The organism is Phragmitibacter flavus (assembly GCF_005780165.1).
Classification (GTDB): domain Bacteria; phylum Verrucomicrobiota; class Verrucomicrobiia; order Verrucomicrobiales; family Verrucomicrobiaceae; genus Phragmitibacter; species Phragmitibacter flavus.
Map to the genome: position 1 here is coordinate 1 of NZ_VAUV01000014.1, position 17770 is coordinate 17770.

Genomic DNA, 17770 nt, shown 5'->3' on the forward strand with positions numbered 1-17770 from the left:
CCTGAAACCTGACGCAAGTGGGAAACCACTGTCAGCACTCAACAATCGGAGAGCCGGATGCGGGAAACCCGCCAGTCCGGTTCGGAGGGAGGGGCGGCGCAAACCAATGCGCCGTCCCTACCCCTATAAAAGACTACCCTTTGGTATAGCGGTAGTTGCGCCATTGGCCCGCATCGCCATTCTGACCATCTTCGGCAGCGAGGATGATATTGGTCATTTCGCGGGCAGATACGTAGTGGAGCCGGAACCCGATTTCGTCGGCAAGTTCGGCAAGCTGGCTGTGGAAGCGGGTGGAAGCGTCACCGAGGAAGGCTTCGCGGTTGCGCTCGATGGCACCGTGGGTGTGGAGTTTGATGAAACGCCATTCGGGTCGGTTGACGAGTGAGGGCGCGAGCTGTAGCCAGCGCCGGGCGCGGAAGGCGGAGGGAGGATTGGTGCCGGTGAGGTCGCCGTTTTCAACGCGTGGTAGAACGCCCCATTTGCGCCGCCGCCATTCGAGGCCGAGGGGACCTTGAATCAAAAGCAGGTGATCGGGATCATCGCGATGAGGGTGGGGCTGACCTGCATTGACGAGATCGCCGCGATTGTGAGATTTCCCATGCGGCGTGCTGCGCGCGTAGTAGATGGAATTGATGATGTTGGTCTGCGTTGGGTGCGGCGCCGATGGCATGGTGAAGTCGGCATAACATCCGCTTTGTTTGAGAATGGCGAGTTCGTTGCGAACGCCGCAGCCCTTGCCGGTGGGATCAGAGTCATCAAGGGCCCAGTTTCCGTGGATGAAGCCGTAGGTGATTTGGGAACGTTGGTCGCGGGACAGGAGTCCGTGCGAGGCCATCTGATCTTTGCCCTTATCCAAGGTCGCAATGAGATTTTCGGCGGTGTCGTTGTGATGATGCAGATGCACTTCGCCTTCGCCGCCGGAATCGCGGCACAGCGCGGCAAGTTCGTTGATGACGTCCCGGTCGTATTGTTCGATCGGATAAAAGAACGAATGACGTGGGCCGATGCCGTCGTGATCTTTGAACTGGGCGACCACGGTCGGCCACTTCTCACGCCAGAGTTTCATCCGGCCAAGGGCACCAGCTTTGTCGGTGTGATGAAAAGGTTCAAAGTGATCGCAGACCGCCAGCATCACATCGGTGACGGGAGCCGCATGAATCTTTTGCCGCAAATGGGGCAGCAACCACTGGTCGAAGCCTTTGATCATGAGACTTGGAGCGGGGTGGCGTTCATGATGCAGCGCTGCAAAAACATCAGGCGCGAGGGTAGATGGACGGGGATTTCAGGCATTGCACGAGGGAGGGTTCGCAGCTAAAGGACACGACGCTTATCGACAAAATGGAATACTCTCTGGCCATTGCAACTCTCTTGGTGGGATTGGTTTATATTCATGTGGGTTACCCTGCGATCATGGCGCTGTTGGCGCGAGTTTTCCCCAGGAGGAAAGGGAAAGACGAGAGTGAAAAGGTGAAGCTCGTGAGCATGGTGCTCTGCATCCACAATGAAGCATCCCGATTGGGCGCGCGATTGGACAACCTCCTGTCGCTGGAGTGTCCGGTGGATCGAGAAATTTGGGTGGTGTGTGATGGATGTGAGGATGACAGCGAGGCTTTGGCGCGAGCTTATGGCGGTGAGGTGGTGAAAGTGATTTCGTGGCCGTCAAAACGCGGCAAGGCGGCGGGTCTGAATGCGGCACTGGAGCAGGTTCAAGGCGATGTGGTCGTTTTTTGTGATGTGCGACAGACATTTGAGTCGGATGTCGTGGTGAAGTTTTTGGAGTCTTTGGAAGATGAGGAAGTTGGCGCGGTGAGCGGGTCGTTGGAGATTGCGGCTTCTTTAGCTGGCGGAGGCAAGGGGATGGACGTCTATTGGAAACTGGAGAAGAAGCTGCGTGAATGGGAAGGCATTTTTGATGCTTCGGTTGGCTGCACCGGGGCGATTTATGCGATCAAACGGCACCTGTATGCACCGATTCCTGAGGATACCTTGCTGGATGATGTGGTGATCCCGATGAGCATTGCCGCGAAGGGGAAACGGGTGCTGTTTTTGCGCGATGCGCGAGCCTTTGATCCTCAGACGCTGGCGATTGATCATGAAAAGCGTCGCAAGCTGAGGACCTTGGTGGGGAACTACCAGATGATGTTTCGGTATCCAAACTGGATCGTGCCCTGGCGTTGCCGGATCTGGTGGCAGGTGATCTCGCACAAGTATCTGCGTCTGGCGGTTCCCTGGATACTGATCGCCATTGCGGTGCTGACGATATTCGGGATTGGGTCGCCCCTGGTGAAGCTGTTTGCAGCTGGTCAGGGTATTTTGTATTTGCTTGGGTTCCTCGGCTGGAGGTTTCCCAATCTCAAGCACAAGGTTTTTACCATTCCATCGGCGTTTCTGGTGTTGCAGTGGAGTTGCCTGTCAGCGTTGATCACTTATCTGAGATTTCGGAATGATTTCCAGAGGGTGTGGCAAAAATCGCGATAAGCGTGGGTTCACTGCCGACGTTTGGCGCGTTGCAGGGCTTCCAGGCAGTGGGTTTCGAACAACTTGGTGGCGGCTTCCCAAGTGTATTCCCGGGTGATGCGAGCCAGGGCGTTGCTGGCAATTGTCTTGGCCATGGATGGGTTGTTGAGCAAACGCACCACTTGATGAACCGTCTCGTCGGCGGTGTCGGCAAATAAGATTTCTTTGTCGGCCACAAGAGGCAAGCCTTCGGCTCCGATGCTGGTGGAGATGACGGGGACTTCGGCGGCCATCGCTTCGTAAATCTTGATGCGCGTCCCGCCTCCCACGCGGAGGGGCACTACCATGGCATGGGCATTTCTCAGCAATGGGCGAACGTCGGGCACGGTGCCGGTGACTTCGATGCCAGGGATTTCAGCAAGTTTCTGCACGGGTGGAAGCGGGGCACGACCGATGATTTGGAAGCGCGCGTCGGGGATCGCCTCACGAATTTTCGGCCAGGCGTGGGCGGCAAACTGGACGACGGCATCGACGTTGGCATGCCAGTCCATGGAACCAAGGAAGACGATGGTGGGGATGTCGCTGATCTGTCGGGGAACGGCTTGGAAGTAGGCGGCGTCCACTCCGGTGGGCACGTCGCCGAGAACGTTGTCCAATTGAAAGCGTTCGCGAAACAAGCGGGCGTCTTCTGCGGAGACGGCGACCACGCCATCGAATCTGGCGGAGATGGATTGTTCATAACGCTCCATGCGTTGCCACTGGTTGTGCCAGTAGAATCCCGACCACTTCGACGCGTGTTCGGCGCGGCGCTGCCAGATGAGGCTTTCGACGTTGTGTTGGAACAGCACGAGCGCTGGGGAGCCGGGCTTTTGCAGGACATCCCAAGGCAGGCTGGGGGCGGGGGCGAGGAAGTCGCAAATCACCAGATCAAATTTTTGTTCTTGGATCAGTTTGCGGATTTGGGCTTGCCAGGCCTTCGACTGGAAGCGGGTGAGCGTGTAGGGAAGTCGGCTGAAGACAGCATTCGATGCTGCGCCGAACAGAAAGGACCAGCTGGTTTTGGTGGGTTCCCGGTGATCATTCCAATGCGCTTCGGCAGAATAGAGCGGCCACTGTTTGGCTCCTTCGGTTTGCACTGGTCCGGAGGTCATGCCAGAATACACGACGTGGTGATCCTTGTTCAGGCACCGCAGCATGTGGAAGGAACGAAGATCGCCACCGCGCGTCAACGGGTGGAGAGGACTGGTTTTGATCCAGAGAATTTTCAGGCCCATGGGTTGCGGAAAAGGTAGGTAGGCATGCTGGATTTCGGGTGGTCAGCGGATGAGCAGGTCGCGATAGACCTTCTCATAGCGATCCATCATGCTGGCGATGGAAAAGTTTCGCTCAATGTGTCGTCGGGCATTTTGACCCCAGGTGAGGAGGACTGACGGGTCAGACAGGCAAGATTCGAGATGGCTGGCAATGGCGCTGGCATCTGGCATGGAGCGGATGACGCCGGTGACGCCATCGACGATGATTTCGGTGGCGCCGCAGGAGTCATTGGCGGCGACCGGAACGCCACAAGCCATGGCTTCGAGGCAGACATTGGACATGCCTTCGGATTCCGAAGGCAGCACGAGGAGATCAAAGGCGGGATAGACCTCGGGCAGGTCGTCGCGCATGCCCAACCAATGAATGCGATCTTTGAAGGGATGGGCACCGATGGCATCGAGGATGGCCTCTTTGGCATTGCCCCGGTCGCCGACGAGGGCGAGGTGCAGTTTGGGATGATTGGGGGCAATTTGTTGGAAGGCATCCAGCAGACGATCATGCCGTTTGTGATGAGCCAGTCGTGCCACCATGCCGAGAACGAGGGCGTTCTCAGGAAGGTTGATGGCGGCCTTTTTTGTTTCCTTCGATTGGACGTGGAAGCGTTCCGTATCGACGCCATTGGATATTGAGAGGATGGCTTCTGGAGCCGCCAAGTTCAGTTGGAGCAACTCGTCGCGCTGTCCCGCTGACACGGTATGGATCTTTTTGCAAGCCAGTCGATAGAGCCAGCGCCGGATGAACAGGCGGTGGGGTGCCTTCTCTCCAGCCGTGAGCTGGGCATGTTCACCTGCGAGCAGTGGAATTCGGATTCCCGGTAGCGCAAGAGCGAAAGCGCTGTAGATCAGCCCGCTGGAGTTGTGGGAATGCACGACGTCCGGGCGGGTAGTTTGGATGAGGCGTCGCAGCTTGAGGCAGGTCTTGAAGGAGAAGCCTTCGGGTTTGTTGAGCGGGGAAGCTTTGCTGGAAGCGGGCAGGCGATCAGCAAAGGGACCCGATGTGGTGAGAGCGCACACGTCATGAAAAATACCACGCTGCAGCTGTCCGTGCGCAAGGTTGATCACTCCGTTTTCCATTCCGCCGGCGTGCAATCCATGCAAAACATGGAGAACCCGCAGGTTTAGGGTGCTTGATTCGTTGGCGGGATCAGCCTTCATGGACCATGCGCATGCGCTTGAATGGAACACTCATCCGCAGGCCCAGGTTTGCAGACATCATGCGGGCTTGGAGATGACCGTCACTTGATCTTGGTAAAGGCCCACTTCGAAGCGTTTTCCGTCGTCTTCCCAATCGCCAAACTGAGCTTTTACCACGAGACCTTTCGAGACGATGAGGTCATTGAGCTCAGCCGTCGTGGCATCGCTCCGCCACCCGCCTGAGTGGCCGGCGGTGGTTCCGTGATGGATGATCGCCACGCCACCGGGTTTCAGGACACGTTTAAACTCGTCCAGATAGGTGGCGATGTCGGCGAGATTGATGTGAACAAAAACGTCGAATGACCAGATGACGTCGATGCTGGCATCCGCAACACCCGGCAGGTTGTTGCCATCGTTGGTTCGGAATGTGGCGTTTTGATGGGCGGCGAATTTCGCGGAGCAAATTTCTACGCATTTGCTCGAGATGTCGATGCCCTGGTATTCACTGGCGAGGGGGATAAGGTGTTCCGTCCAGCGTCCGGCCCCAGGGCCAATTTCGACGATGCGGCTCCCCTGAGGCACGTTGGGCAGCAGGATCGACTTCACCAGCGAGCTTTTCCATTCGGGTGATGGAGTCCATTCGTCTCCTCCTGCCTGCCAGTCCCAGTCGTCCCAAATTTGGGTGTTCAGGCTGCGACTGTTCAGCCCTGGCAATCCCTTTTTCTTACGCAGCGTTTGCATGCGCTCAAAGGCGAGGTTGGACAGGCCGCTGCCGCCGTAATAACCGCTCAGCAACAAGGTGTAAAGCAGGCCATTCTCCTTTAGGGTCAGTCCCATAAGGCGCAATTTTTGGCCCAGCTGGATTCGTTTGCGGTTTCCGATGATGTCTTTCACGCGAGGCGATGGTGGAACATAAATTGAGAAACGCAAGCGAGGCAATTGAATGATTTAAACACCATGCAATTGTTGCGAGATGATCGCCTAATTTTGCGCTTTTTGGGCATAAGGGAGATTCCTTCTGTCACTTATCAGCGACCAGGTTAAAAACATGCCATTTTTTAATCTCTCTAATGACAAATTATGATGAGATAAGCACATTGACACCAGAATATTCCATTTCGACTGACCTGCTGTGGTTGCACAAGTCCCTCATTTTGAGCCTGGTGTATAGGGGACCACGAATTTGGACGGACCATTCTGAACTTTTGTGGAGCCGCCAGCTGACCTAGAACAGTTCCCTAGGGTATCCCTAAGGCAGGAACTTAAAATGAAAAAGAAATTTCGTTTGGTGTTGAGCCCAACTCTTGCTATACACCGTGCGCCGCTAGCACCTGTATTGGCAACGAATCAACAACCCCGAGAAATTTGTCCGATGGCAAAAGAGGCCACCGAGGACGGCAGTTTGTCCCAGTGAAACTCTTCTGTTCCGATGGGCTCAAATCTGACCAAGCCAGCGTCGAAAAAAGTTAGTGGTTCAATTATGTCTGATACACGCCCCATAGAACGAATCAGGGTGCATTATGAAGTGGAGAAGGAGCTCGCCAGTCGGCTCCGCCACAGCACTCGTGCGGAGCGGCCCCAACTGCTGGGGGCATTGTATACTGAACTCTTTGCCAGGGTCCCCGATCATCCACGCCTTACTCGCACGGAGTCTCCCGAGGCAAGCCGACGGAATGTGGACAATCAAATGCGCCTGTTACGTCCATTTTTGGAATCAGGTGACACCTTCATCGAATTCGCTCCGGGGGATTGTCGATTGAGTTTCGAAGCAGCAAAGATTGCCAAACGGGTAATCGGGATCGATATCTCCGACCAGCGGGCAATGTCGGATCGTTCTCCGTCTAATTTTGAACTGGTCGTCTACGATGGAGAAACCGTGCCCCTTCCCGATGGGTGTGCGGATGTAATTTTCAGTTACCAGTTTCTGGAGCATCTGCATCCCGACGATGTGGAACCGCATTTCGAGAATGTCAGCCGTCTCCTTAAACCAGGCGGCTGGTATGTCTTCGACACGCCTCACCGGTTGTCAGGACCGCATGACGTATCCCGATATTTTGGGAAGGAACTCAACTGTTTTCATTTTCAAGAGTGGACCTATGGGGAGATGATTAAAACGTTGAGGCGTCATCAATTTGGAGATACCGCCATCTTTCGCCTTGGTCGGCCTTGGAAGAGCGGGTGGGTGCGGAGTGGCGTCTGGTTGGGCGAATGGTTGTTTGATACGGTTCCTTCCTTGCAGGGTGGGGCCTTGGCGGCAAAGCTTTTTCCAGCTGTGACGGTTGCCAGTCGTAGGGAAACATTGTGCGGCTAGTCCGGTTAGTGAAGCAGTCCTATGTATCGGTCATGCCAATATGCCGAATCCCAGCATTCACTTGATTACGCAAACCCGGGCGACGCAGTCGTCGCATGCCAAAATCAGGAGATTGGTGACATCGCTGTCGTCGCAGCGAAACGGGCTGATGATGCATGTGGTTTGGTATGGCGACCAGGGCGAGGAACTGCCGGAGTTTCTCAACAAAAGGTGGATCAAGACTTACCGGGAACCTGCCCTGCTGCCACATTCAAAGAACCGTAATCTGGCTTTGATTCATTTGTCTGAAAATCCTCCACCGTCGGATGCCATTATCGGATTTCCTGACGATGATGCTTTTTATCCGGCTGGGTTTTGGAGGGCAATGCGCGGAGTTTTCGCGGCCGGCATGGATTATGTCGTCACCACACAGGTGCCGTTTGGGCCGGTGGTTCCAATGGGAGACGCGACGAAGATGGGCGAGCGTTTGACTTTGCGTCGCCAGATGTGGCATAGCAGCTCCGTGACGATGTTTTTCCGTGCGGATGTTGTTGGAAAGACTGGATTGTTTAATGAAGAGCTTGGATTGGGAACGCCCATTGAAGGTGGAGAGGACACGGAGTAGGCGCTTCGAGCCCGTCAACATGCCTGCCGAATGAGGTTTTTGCCGGAATTGAAAGTCGGTCATCTTTTGCACAAAGAAGGCCATCTACCGAAGTATTACTTTAGCCGTGTGTATGTGCTGGCAATGCGATTGCGCCAACAACCGGCGGTGGCGCCGCACCTATTGGGCAGATGGTTGCATGGCGTGAGGTTCGTGCTAACCAGGCGGATGACGTGGCAACAGTTTACGAGAACATGGCGGCAAGCGCTGGATTTGCTGATGCGCCCCAGTTAAGTTAATTTATGGCTGAATCTCCTGTCATGGTCACTGGTCCCGAACCTGAAGCTGAGTTTGATCTCTGGCTGGAAGCGGGTCGCACGGAAAAGCATTACTGGCTGGATCTGTGGCGCTACCGCGAGCTGTTTATTATCCTTGCGTGGCGCGATGTCACCGTGCGTTACAAGCAAACCGTTGCCGGTGCTGCTTGGGCTCTGTTGCAGCCATTCTTTTCAATGGTCATCATGACCATCATCTTCGGAAAAGTCGCGGGACTGCCCTCTCAGGGCACCGCTCCCTACGCCATCATGGTATTCGCCGCGTTGTTGCCGTGGCAGTTCTTTTCCAACGCGCTCAGTTCATCCAGCCAAAGTCTGGTGGGTAATGCGGGATTGATCTCCAAGGTGTATTTCCCGAGACTGATCATTCCAGCGAGTTCGGTGGTGGTGGCGTGTGTCGACTTTCTTATTTCATTCCTCATCATGATCGCCATGATGATCTGGTATCAGTTTGTCCCAAGCTGGCGCATTGTATGTCTTCCAGCATTTGTATTGCTGGCCTTCCTGGCGGCGTTGGGACCGGGATTGATTGTGACAGCGCTGAACGTGAAGTTTCGCGATTTTCGGATTGTGATCCCATTCATTGTGCAGTTTGGACTGTATGTCTCTCCCGTTGCCTACAGCAGCGCGGTCATCCGCGAGAAATTTGGTGACGTCGCCTTCCTGCTCTACAGCCTTAACCCGATGGTCGGTGTTATTGATGGATTTAGGTGGGCGATTTTGGGCGGCGAATCGAGTGTATATTTGCCAGGCTTCCTATTGTCGCTGGGGGTTGCTCTGGTGGCGCTGGTTGGTGGCATTTGGTATTTCCGCAAAACCGAACGGACTTTCGCGGATGTCATTTAAGCCGACGGGATGTGCAGAGAGGATGATGTCGAGTTTTCATGGCGAACGACGCAGTCATAAAGGTTGAGAATGTTTCCAAGAGATATCTCATCAACCGTTGTGGTGACCTAACTTCCGGAAATGATCTGCGGCATCTGGTTCAGGCTGCGGTGATGGCCCCCTTTGGTTTTATGAGGGCGGGTAAAAAATCAGAAGTGGCAAAAGATCGGACTTTCAGAGTGGTGTGCTCAAGAGACAAGCTAAAGGAGGAGATCCACGCGCTTCACGACATTAATTTTGAGGTCAAGCGTGGAGAAATTCTGGGTATTATCGGCAGGAATGGGGCGGGGAAAAGCACACTGCTCAAGATTCTCGGCCGCATCACTGAACCCAGCACTGGGCGCATCGGGATCAAGGGTCGAATTGCAAGTTTGTTGGAAGTTGGCACCGGTTTTCATCCGGAACTGACAGGTCGTGAGAACATTTATCTGAATGGCGCGATCCTAGGCATGCGGCGTCAGGAGATCCGATCGAGATTTGATGAGATGGTTGATTTTGCGGGTTTTGAGCAGTTTCTTGATACACCGGTTAAGAGGTATTCGTCAGGGATGTATGCTCGACTGGCCTTTGCGGTGGCTGCGCACCTTGAGCCGGACATCATGATTGTGGATGAGGTGTTGGCGGTGGGTGACGCAGAGTTTCAGAAGAAGTGTCTTGGCAAGATGCAAGACGTGGCGGGGAATGGCCGGACGGTGCTGTTTGTGAGTCACAACATGATGGCCATGCAGACTTTGTGCGACCGTGGGATGGTGCTGGAGAAGGGCCGGATCGAACACCAGGGTGAGGTCACAGATTGCATCGACTTCTATATGGGGAGAGATGGCTGGGGAAAGAGTCAACATTGGCTTAGGGACGACGACGGAGTCGGTGCGCTTCTTTATGTTAAATGCGCGATGTTTGAGATGAAGGATGGAGAGTCGGGCAAAGTTCTGGAGCTGACGCTTGACCTAGTGGGACGGGAGCGGTGCCAGAAGGCGTTTATAGCTGTGGATATTCTCGATTCGACGGGGATGGCTTTGATGCAGGCGCTGCCGGAATTGGAACCGTTCATTTCTGAATCGGAAAAAGCCATCAAGCTAAAGCTTGCGATTGACCTTCCGCCACTGATTCCTGGATGGTATTCAATGACGTTGTGGGTTGGCAGTCATAATACTCAAACATTTGACAGTGTGGACAACGTGCTGCGGTTTGAGATTGTTGAATCTCCCACGGAGGGACGGACGTTTCCCCATGTCAGAGAACACGGCGCGATGGTTCCGCCGTCCAAAGTCGAGATTTTGCAGGGAAGCATTTCATGTTGAGATGGTTCAGCAAATGGGGGAATCCGTCGGCCAAAATGGAGGTTACCGAGGAGCATCTGGGAAACAGTGCCAACAGCACGGGAAACGTTATCACGCTGCGAGGCATTCAGTTTTCTCTGGAGGGCATGAGTCCCAAGATGCGTGCCGTGTTGATTGAGGGTGAGTATGAGTTGATGGAGGCTGATGCATGTGCGACCTGGGTAAAGGAAGGGGATCGTGTCTTGGAACTGGGCAGTGCGATTGGTTTCATCGGCCTGCATTGTCTGAAAAATTGTGGCGCGGCGTCGGTGGTATCGGTTGAAGCGAATCCACGAACGGCCGAATGCTTGAAGGAAAACTACCGGTTGAATGGTCTTGCTCCCCAAGTTCTCAAGGTTGCTGTCACCACCAAAGATGAAGAAGTGGACCTTTATGTCGGGCCAGACTTTTGGAGTGACAGTGTTTGTCTGGGTTTTGAAGAGACTGAGAATATCCGAGTTCCCGGATGCAAATTTACCACGCTATGGCAGTCTCTGGCGGCCAAGCCCAATGTGCTGGTCGTGGACATTGAGGGAGAGGAGACCGCGATTGACTGGAGTCATCTGCCCACCGAAATCAAATTGTTGGTCGTTGAATTCCATCCCGTGCAAACCGGTTACGATTCCATGTTTGAAATGATCCGGTGTGTGCTCAATTCCGGGTTTGAAGGCGTCCTGCAGAATGGGTATGTGAACGTCTTTAGAAGGGACTAGCGAAAATTGCGTTCAGCGCAGCGATTAAATCAATTTCATGTCAGACACTGTCATTAAGGTAGAAAACCTCTCCAAAAAGTATTTGATCAGCCACAAGAACGGCCGGGGATCTGGGGATGGTTTGCGTCATGCCATCCAGGAATTAATCGGCTCGCCATTTCGCCGATTGAGAGCAGGTTTTCAACAGAGCCGGGCCACCGGAACATCGTCCCATGGCCACAGCCAGTTGAGTCAAGGTCAGGAGGAGTTCTGGGCGTTGAAAGATGTTTCTTTTGAAATCAAACGCGGGGAAGTGGTGGGCATCATCGGGCGGAACGGGGCAGGAAAAAGCACCCTTCTGAAGATTCTCAGCCGCATCACCGAACCTACGAGCGGACGCATTGGGATCAAGGGCCGGGTCGCCAGTCTTTTGGAGGTGGGAACCGGGTTTCATCCCGAATTGACCGGTCGTGAGAACATCTATTTGAACGGGGCGATTCTGGGTATGAGCCGGGACGAGGTGAAACGTAAATTTGATGAGATCGTCGATTTCTCAGGGGTTGAGAAGTTTTTGGATACTCCCGTGAAGCGTTATAGCAGCGGAATGTATGTGCGGCTGGCATTTGCGGTCGCCGCTCATTTGGAGCCCGAAATTTTGATCGTGGATGAAGTGCTCGCTGTGGGAGATGCCGAGTTCCAGAAGAAGTGTTTGGGGAAGATGAAAGACGTGGCCGGGCATGGGAGGACCGTCCTTTTTGTCAGCCACAACATGGCGGCGGTGAACGGGCTCACAACACGTGCGATCGCTCTGTCAAGTGGAACAATCCAGTCCAGTGGAAAAACAAAGGACGTTATATCCGACTACCTAGCGGCGACCAAGCAGAACGGAGTCATATTCACTCCTTCAGGAACTGGCAAACACACCACAATTCTCCAGGTCCAAAACACAAACAAGCACCCAAACAAAGCAGTTGAAGCGAGTGATCAAACTACTATCGACGTCAATGTTACGTTTACGACCGATGGATCCCCGAATCTCTCAATTGAATTATTCTTGATAGATATAACCGGGCAAAAGTTGGCCATGTTCTCGCTACAACTTTTCACCGGACAATCCCTCCCCAGCAGAGCAGGAACGTATACGCTCCAGTTCACGTCAGAACCTATGCGATTAGCCGCTGGAGAATACACAATGGATATTGCGACTTCAATCACTAATGTTGCATGGGATCACTATCTTTCGAGTTGTATCAAGTTAGAGATCGATTCATGTGTCATGGGTCCTACGCATTGGAATTTTAGGAATGACCTCGGATTTGGACAAATACCTTTGCTGGGAGACAATGTCCGACTAGTCGAGGGGGGACTGACGTGAATCCCTTGATGGAACAGTTTCGAAACCCGATGACAATTGTTCACAGTCGGTGCAGATTTTGAGTAGGAAGTCGCACCCCCCCGAAAAAGTCGTCCAAGAAATCATCAATGATGAAACTTGCCGAATAAACGGAAAATTAAACACCCCTTCCAGCTAACAGCATCAATGCAAATGAGCCTAAATTTTCTTCGATCTTTATTCGGGCAGTTGAAAAAAATGATGTCGAAAGATCAGGACAAATTTCTGAAAAACGTGACCGGCGTTATTCACATTGGAGCAAACACAGGACAGGAAAGGCTTCACTACAATACGTTGGGATTGGATGTCATCTGGGTAGAACCCATTCCCGATGTTTTCGAACAACTCACCAAAAACATTTCCGGACTGAAAAAACAAGTCGCTTACCAGTATCTACTGAGCGACATCAATGGAGCCAGCTACGTGTTAAATATTGCGAGCAATGGCGGCATGTCATCATCGATCCTGAATTTAAAGCAACATAGGGAAATTTGGCCAACGGTCGACTATGTTAGCGCCATCACGCTCACCAGTATTACATTAAACCAGCTTGTTACGACAGAGAAAATAGACCTGAGTAGGTATCAAGCACTCGTCTTAGACGTCCAAGGGGCCGAATTGTTGATCTTAAAAGGTGGAGGAGGATTGCTGAAAAAATTTCGGTATATCAAACTAGAGGTGGCGGATTTTGAATCGTATGAGAAATGCTGCACCGTAGACGAAGTTTCTCATTTTTTGAAGACTCAAGGATTCGAAGAATGCTCGCGCAAACGATTCGCAGAACGAAAAGCCGGCGGAAGCTATTTTGACGTTGTTTATCGAAACAAGGAAAAGCCAGACCAAGTCCCTTTTTGACGCTTCTTAAGAACGGGATGAAATTTGACGTTCAATTAAGCCATTCTTCTTATCACATGATTCTCCTGGTGGAGGAACTTAACATAGTCGAATTGAAAACACGTCATTCCCATGAACCTGAATCAAGCGACATGAGACGGTGGAGAAAACAAGTTCATTCGCGAGCCAAACGAATCAAACCATCTTTATAAATGACATCACCGCTCCAAAGTATTAAAAAGCTGCTGCCCAGCAGCTTGAGAGATCAGTATCGATTCTCTTACTACAACGCTATAAATCTCGTTCGGTGGGAGCTTAAAAACCTGTGCGGTTTACATAAATACCCTAAGAACTCTGACAACATGTTGTTCGTGCACTTGGGCTGTGGAAGTTTGGAACTCCCAGGATTTATTAATGTGGATCTACGGGCGCATCCACATGTTCACCATCGGGCCAATGTGGATAGACTCCCCTTTCTTAAAGACGGAAGCATTGACCTTATTTATGTGAGTCATTGCTTGGAACATATTTCGCACAGGAAAATTGAAAAGACACTTTCTGAGTGGCGTCGTGTATTGAAAGTTGGAGGAATACTGAGAATAGCGGTTCCAGACTTTGATGCTGTGTTGAGCGCATATGCCAAATCACAAAATGACATCAAATGCATACAAGGTGTTCTAATGGGCGGGCAAGACTACGCACAAAATTTCCACTACACGACATTCAACGAAACCTTCTTGAAAAGCATGTTGGAAAACGGCGGGTTTGAAGACGTGAGGAGATGGAATCCGTCTAATGTTGGATTGGGTAAGGCAACCGACTGCTCAACCGCAGTCCTTAAAGTCGGCGAGACGGTGATTCCTGTGAGTCTCAACTTGGAGGCCGTAAAGAATGGTGCCTAAAATATCCATTTGCCTTCCGACTCTCAATGCACGGCGATTTCTCGAGGAGCGTATTGACAGCATTTTTGCCCAAACGGTAAATGATTGGGAATTGATTGTTTGTGACAGCTATTCGGATGACGGGACTTGGGAATATTTACAACCATTCGATGGTGATCCACGCGTGCGGCTCTATCAAGTTCCCAGAGAAGGACTATACGCTGGATGGAATGAATGTTTGAAGCGTGTTCAGGGAGAATATGTCCACATCGCCACGGCTGACGACACTGGAGACAAAATGCTTCTCGAAACCTTACTGTCTGGTTTTAAAGATTCTCCCGGGGCCATGGTCTCTGCTTGTGAATGCGTGGTCATCGATGCCGATGGGAGAGAGATTGGAAAAGGACCGACAATCTACGATAAGATTATAAAATCTCGAATGAATGGCGATCGCTTTGCCACCGCAGGATGGTATGAATTTGCACTTATGGCGCTGTGCGGAGTGACGTGGGGGAGTTTTAGCAGACTTATGTTCAAGCGAGAGCTGTTTGATCTTGCAGGGCAATTTCCCGTCACATATGGCATCAGTGGTGACTGGGCCTGGGCACTGAGAGCTAGTGTTCACGGCGGAGCAGTGCATGTGCCGGGCCGTCTGGCAACTTGGAGGGTTCACGAAGGTCAGGCGTCAGCAACCTGGAGCCTTGATGGATACAGGACTTATCATCGAATTTTTGTTGATTTTGTCCAGAGGAACGAGGCGCTCCTAAGGCAACAGTGGAACTTGGACAGTAAGGCGATGCGGCGATTATCCGATGCTGCCTGGCGGCGCTATGAGAATGGGACCGGCTGGTTTTTGTATCAATTGCGAAAGTCACCAATTGAATTTGTCATGAAGGGAAAGTTTATTTGGGAGCTTGATCGGCGTCTTTTTTTTAGGAGAGTTCTGAAGGGGTGCAGGGTGCGTAAGGGAACTATTGTCACTCCAGAGTCCGCCGAATTGTTTCTAGGTGCTTTGGGTGAGAATTAAGGGTTTTAAGAGGGGATTACCATAAACCAAAATGAATTTCTGTTTTGTCTGTCCTCGATATAAATCAGAGCCATATGGTGGAATTGATTCTTCGACAGCAAATCATGCAGAAGCTCTCGCCTCAATGGGCCATCAGGTGCATGTTGTTGCGACTAGGGTTCATCATGTCCATGACTTCGTCGATGGGAAGGTATGGGTGCACAATCGCCCGATTAAATTTGTCCGCATTGCATCGAAACTGTTCCCCGCATGGATCGAGTCTGTCCAATTAGGAATAGTGCTGGTAATCCTGCATCGGAAATACCATTTCAGTCGGATTGAAATTCCTAATTGGGAGGGGTTGGGTGCAATACCAATTTTGCTGCGCCTGCCGGTGGCGCTTCGTCATCACACATCGACGGAAGATTCATTAGAGGCACAAGGGTTACCGATGACCCGGCCACAGCGAGCGCTAGCGAAGTTAGAACATTTGGCATGCCGGTGGGCAAAAATCAATATCGTGCATAGCAAATACTATGCGAAAAAGTTGGCGAACCTTGGCAATGTCCGAGGCGTGTGTGTAGTGCCGCATTTTCTTCCACCAGTGCGGCAACCAAAATTTGCAGAGCCATCCAGCAAGACAATTCTGTGTGTTGGCGCTCTGATGGCTCGCAAAGGCACGGATGTCATGTTTGACGCTGCCGAAATTTTTCTCCGAGAACTGCCGGAGTGGAAATTAATTCTCGTCGGGCTGGACCGCGATGGATTCTACGAGCGTGCGTTCCGATTGCGGGCCGACCCTGATGTGGCAAGCCGAGTAATTTTCGAAGGTTTCCTCGGCGAGGATGAACTTGCTGATCGGTATCTACAATGTGGCATCTATCTCACAACGTCGCTGTTTGAGTCGTTTGGTTTGCCATGTCTTGAGGCAATGATGCGAGGAAAACCTCTTGTGGCCACCAATGCAGGCGCGCTTCCCGAACTGGTGCAGCATGGAATTAATGGATTCCTGTTTAGTCCCAAAGATCACGAAGCCGCTGCCGAATTCGTTGTCAAACTCGGACAAGATAAAGAATTGAGGAGAGTTATGGGGATGAGAAGCCTTGAAATTGCCAAACAACATCCGGATATGAATGAAGTCTGCCTGCGGTATGAGAGACTCACATCTACCCTCGGTTCAAAAGGCATGGTCACTGACCATAGGGTATAGGATATTCGAAGGGAGTATAAGATGGGATCGTTCCGACTAATTCTGGCACTGATTGTTGTGGCGGCTCACACCATGCCAGCAAATCAATTGACTTTGATCAACGGTAACCTCGCGGTGAAAATCTTTTTCACAGTGTCAGGCTTTTACATGGCGTTGATCCTTTCAGACAAATACCAGATTAATAGCAGGGTGAATTTGTCGTTGTTCTACTCCAATCGATGTTATCGAATTTTCCCGGCGTTGTGGACGGCACTTATTTTGGAACTTGTCTTAGCGTGGGGAATGGAACACGGGGCCTCAATCCAGTGGGATATGTGGGTGGAACGTTGCAAACAGTTGTCCACTGAAGGCAGGATTGATCTTCTGGCAGTCTATGGATTTTGTCAGGTCAGCGGCATCGGTGTGGATTTAATGCACTTGTTTTCGTATCAGGGTGGCAACGGGCTAGTTCCCGTTTCGGGGCCTGTCACGACAGTTGGCGATTGGCGGGGATGGAGTGCATTCCCAATGTCGCATGCATGGTCAATATCCTGTGAGCTCATGTTCTATCTGGCCGCTCCGTTCTTGGTCAGGGTCACGACTTGGAAACTTTTGTGTTTCGTGATTTTGCCGACCGTCGTAGCGACCCACTTTATCCGATTGGGGCCACTCTGGTCCGCCGCGATCGATTTTTGGGTTCCGTTTCAAGCGGGGTATTTTGTATTGGGAATTGTTTCGTGGCGCCTGTTTCGATGGACGGCCAGGATGGGTTTTTCCAGAGATAAAAAATCTTTGACGATCGTAATTGTGGCCCTGATCACCTGGCTTGGGCTCTATCGCTACTGGTCTGAGGTAAGTTATCGAGGGGCAGAGATTGCTCTCTTCGCGTTGATATTGATTGCACTTCCGATACTGTTTCATCACACCAAGTCGGTGAAATGGGATCGATTTTTGGGCGAATTTTCGTATCCAATTTATCTCGTGCATATCTCGGTTATCAGGCTGACACAGGTTGACGAATTCAAAACCTATTTGGAAGCGGGATTTATCAGTTCTGCGGCCCATTGGTTGACCGTATGCGCTATAAGTGGAGCAATATCTCTTATTTATATGTTGGCAATTGATCGTCGGATAGAGCATTGGAGGCAGGAACGGCTGCTCCAATGGCATGGCCATTGGAGCACTAGTTCGTAAATCTGGTCAAACCTCAATCGACCAGATGTGTGAGCCAAACAGGGAGATTCGCTGAGTAATATTGAAAACCTGTGATCTTGCAATGCTAGCTTTCTCTGGGATCCTGATGATGAGTATATAAGACTTCGAAAATGGAAGTGATGCGACGAATGGGTAAGACGGAGCCCCAATAGATTTAGATATCCGACAATGAGCTTTGCGACGCCAATAGGAAGAATTTGGAGATTAGTGGCCTTAAGACGTC

16 protein-coding genes are annotated in these 17770 nt (G+C 51.8%); 12 read left to right on the top strand and 4 right to left on the bottom strand.

Translation table 11 applies throughout. The features are described from left to right. Positions 1-133: 133 nt before the first annotated feature. Positions 134-1207 (bottom strand): hypothetical protein, encoded by a 1074-nt coding sequence (locus FEM03_RS17900; protein WP_138087664.1) that lies wholly within the window; start codon positions 1205-1207, stop codon positions 134-136. Positions 1208-1338: 131 nt separating this feature from the next. Between FEM03_RS17900 and FEM03_RS17905 the strand changes: the two genes are divergently transcribed. Further along, a complete protein-coding gene (locus FEM03_RS17905; protein WP_166442964.1) occupies positions 1339-2478 on the top strand; it encodes a glycosyltransferase family 2 protein in 1140 nt (379 codons plus the stop codon). Positions 2479-2486: 8 nt separating this feature from the next. Here FEM03_RS17905 and FEM03_RS17910 read toward each other — a convergent pair whose 3' ends face one another. From FEM03_RS17910 to FEM03_RS17920, 3 genes are read right to left on the bottom strand one after another with little or no spacing between them, the layout of a single operon-like run. Beyond that, complete coding sequence (locus tag FEM03_RS17910; protein WP_138087666.1) at positions 2487-3731, bottom strand: glycosyltransferase; 1245 nt, start codon at positions 3729-3731, stop codon at positions 2487-2489. A gap of 42 nt (positions 3732-3773) precedes the next feature. Continuing rightward, positions 3774-4925 (bottom strand): glycosyltransferase, encoded by a 1152-nt coding sequence (locus tag FEM03_RS17915; protein ID WP_138087667.1) that lies wholly within the window; start codon positions 4923-4925, stop codon positions 3774-3776. Between the two features lie 57 nt (positions 4926-4982). Continuing rightward, a complete protein-coding gene (locus tag FEM03_RS17920) occupies positions 4983-5741 on the bottom strand; it encodes a class I SAM-dependent methyltransferase (RefSeq protein ID WP_138087668.1) in 759 nt (252 codons plus the stop codon). 643 nt (positions 5742-6384) lie between these two features. On the opposite strand from FEM03_RS17920, the gene FEM03_RS17925 reads away from it, so the two are divergent. The 11 genes from FEM03_RS17925 (at position 6385) to FEM03_RS17975 (ending at position 17526) form a co-directional block, all read left to right on the top strand. Then, on the top strand, positions 6385-7215 hold the full coding sequence (locus FEM03_RS17925) for a class I SAM-dependent methyltransferase (protein WP_166442965.1): 831 nt from the start codon (positions 6385-6387) through the stop codon (positions 7213-7215). A gap of 61 nt (positions 7216-7276) precedes the next feature. Beyond that, the gene (locus tag FEM03_RS17930; protein ID WP_138087670.1) at positions 7277-7819 is read left to right on the top strand and encodes a hypothetical protein; all 543 of its coding nucleotides are present in this window, start codon (positions 7277-7279) and stop codon (positions 7817-7819) included. Between the two features lie 299 nt (positions 7820-8118). Beyond that, the gene (locus FEM03_RS17935) at positions 8119-8979 is read left to right on the top strand and encodes an ABC transporter permease (RefSeq protein WP_138087671.1); all 861 of its coding nucleotides are present in this window, start codon (positions 8119-8121) and stop codon (positions 8977-8979) included. Positions 8980-9017: 38 nt separating this feature from the next. After that, the gene (locus FEM03_RS24525; RefSeq protein ID WP_166442966.1) at positions 9018-10319 is read left to right on the top strand and encodes an ABC transporter ATP-binding protein; all 1302 of its coding nucleotides are present in this window, start codon (positions 9018-9020) and stop codon (positions 10317-10319) included. A 35-nt stretch (positions 10320-10354) separates the two neighbouring features. Next, the gene (locus tag FEM03_RS17945) at positions 10355-11050 is read left to right on the top strand and encodes an FkbM family methyltransferase (RefSeq protein WP_166442967.1); all 696 of its coding nucleotides are present in this window, start codon (positions 10355-10357) and stop codon (positions 11048-11050) included. A gap of 37 nt (positions 11051-11087) precedes the next feature. Then, on the top strand, positions 11088-12404 hold the full coding sequence (locus tag FEM03_RS25675) for an ABC transporter ATP-binding protein (protein WP_138087673.1): 1317 nt from the start codon (positions 11088-11090) through the stop codon (positions 12402-12404). A 165-nt stretch (positions 12405-12569) separates the two neighbouring features. Continuing rightward, positions 12570-13277 carry an FkbM family methyltransferase gene (locus FEM03_RS17955; protein ID WP_138087674.1) on the top strand — a complete coding sequence of 236 codons (708 nt, stop codon included), beginning with the start codon at positions 12570-12572 and terminating at the stop codon, positions 13275-13277. A 191-nt stretch (positions 13278-13468) separates the two neighbouring features. Further along, on the top strand, positions 13469-14158 hold the full coding sequence (locus FEM03_RS17960) for a class I SAM-dependent methyltransferase (RefSeq protein ID WP_138087675.1): 690 nt from the start codon (positions 13469-13471) through the stop codon (positions 14156-14158). Next, positions 14148-15164, top strand: a complete 1017-nt coding sequence (locus FEM03_RS17965) for a glycosyltransferase family 2 protein (protein WP_138087676.1) — start codon at positions 14148-14150, stop codon at positions 15162-15164. Before FEM03_RS17960 ends, FEM03_RS17965 begins: the two co-directional genes overlap by 11 nt. A 31-nt stretch (positions 15165-15195) precedes the next feature. After that, on the top strand, positions 15196-16353 hold the full coding sequence (locus FEM03_RS17970) for a glycosyltransferase family 4 protein (protein ID WP_138087677.1): 1158 nt from the start codon (positions 15196-15198) through the stop codon (positions 16351-16353). Between the two features lie 21 nt (positions 16354-16374). Beyond that, the gene (locus FEM03_RS17975) at positions 16375-17526 is read left to right on the top strand and encodes an acyltransferase family protein (RefSeq protein ID WP_138087678.1); all 1152 of its coding nucleotides are present in this window, start codon (positions 16375-16377) and stop codon (positions 17524-17526) included. The last annotated feature ends 244 nt before the right edge of the window (positions 17527-17770 follow it).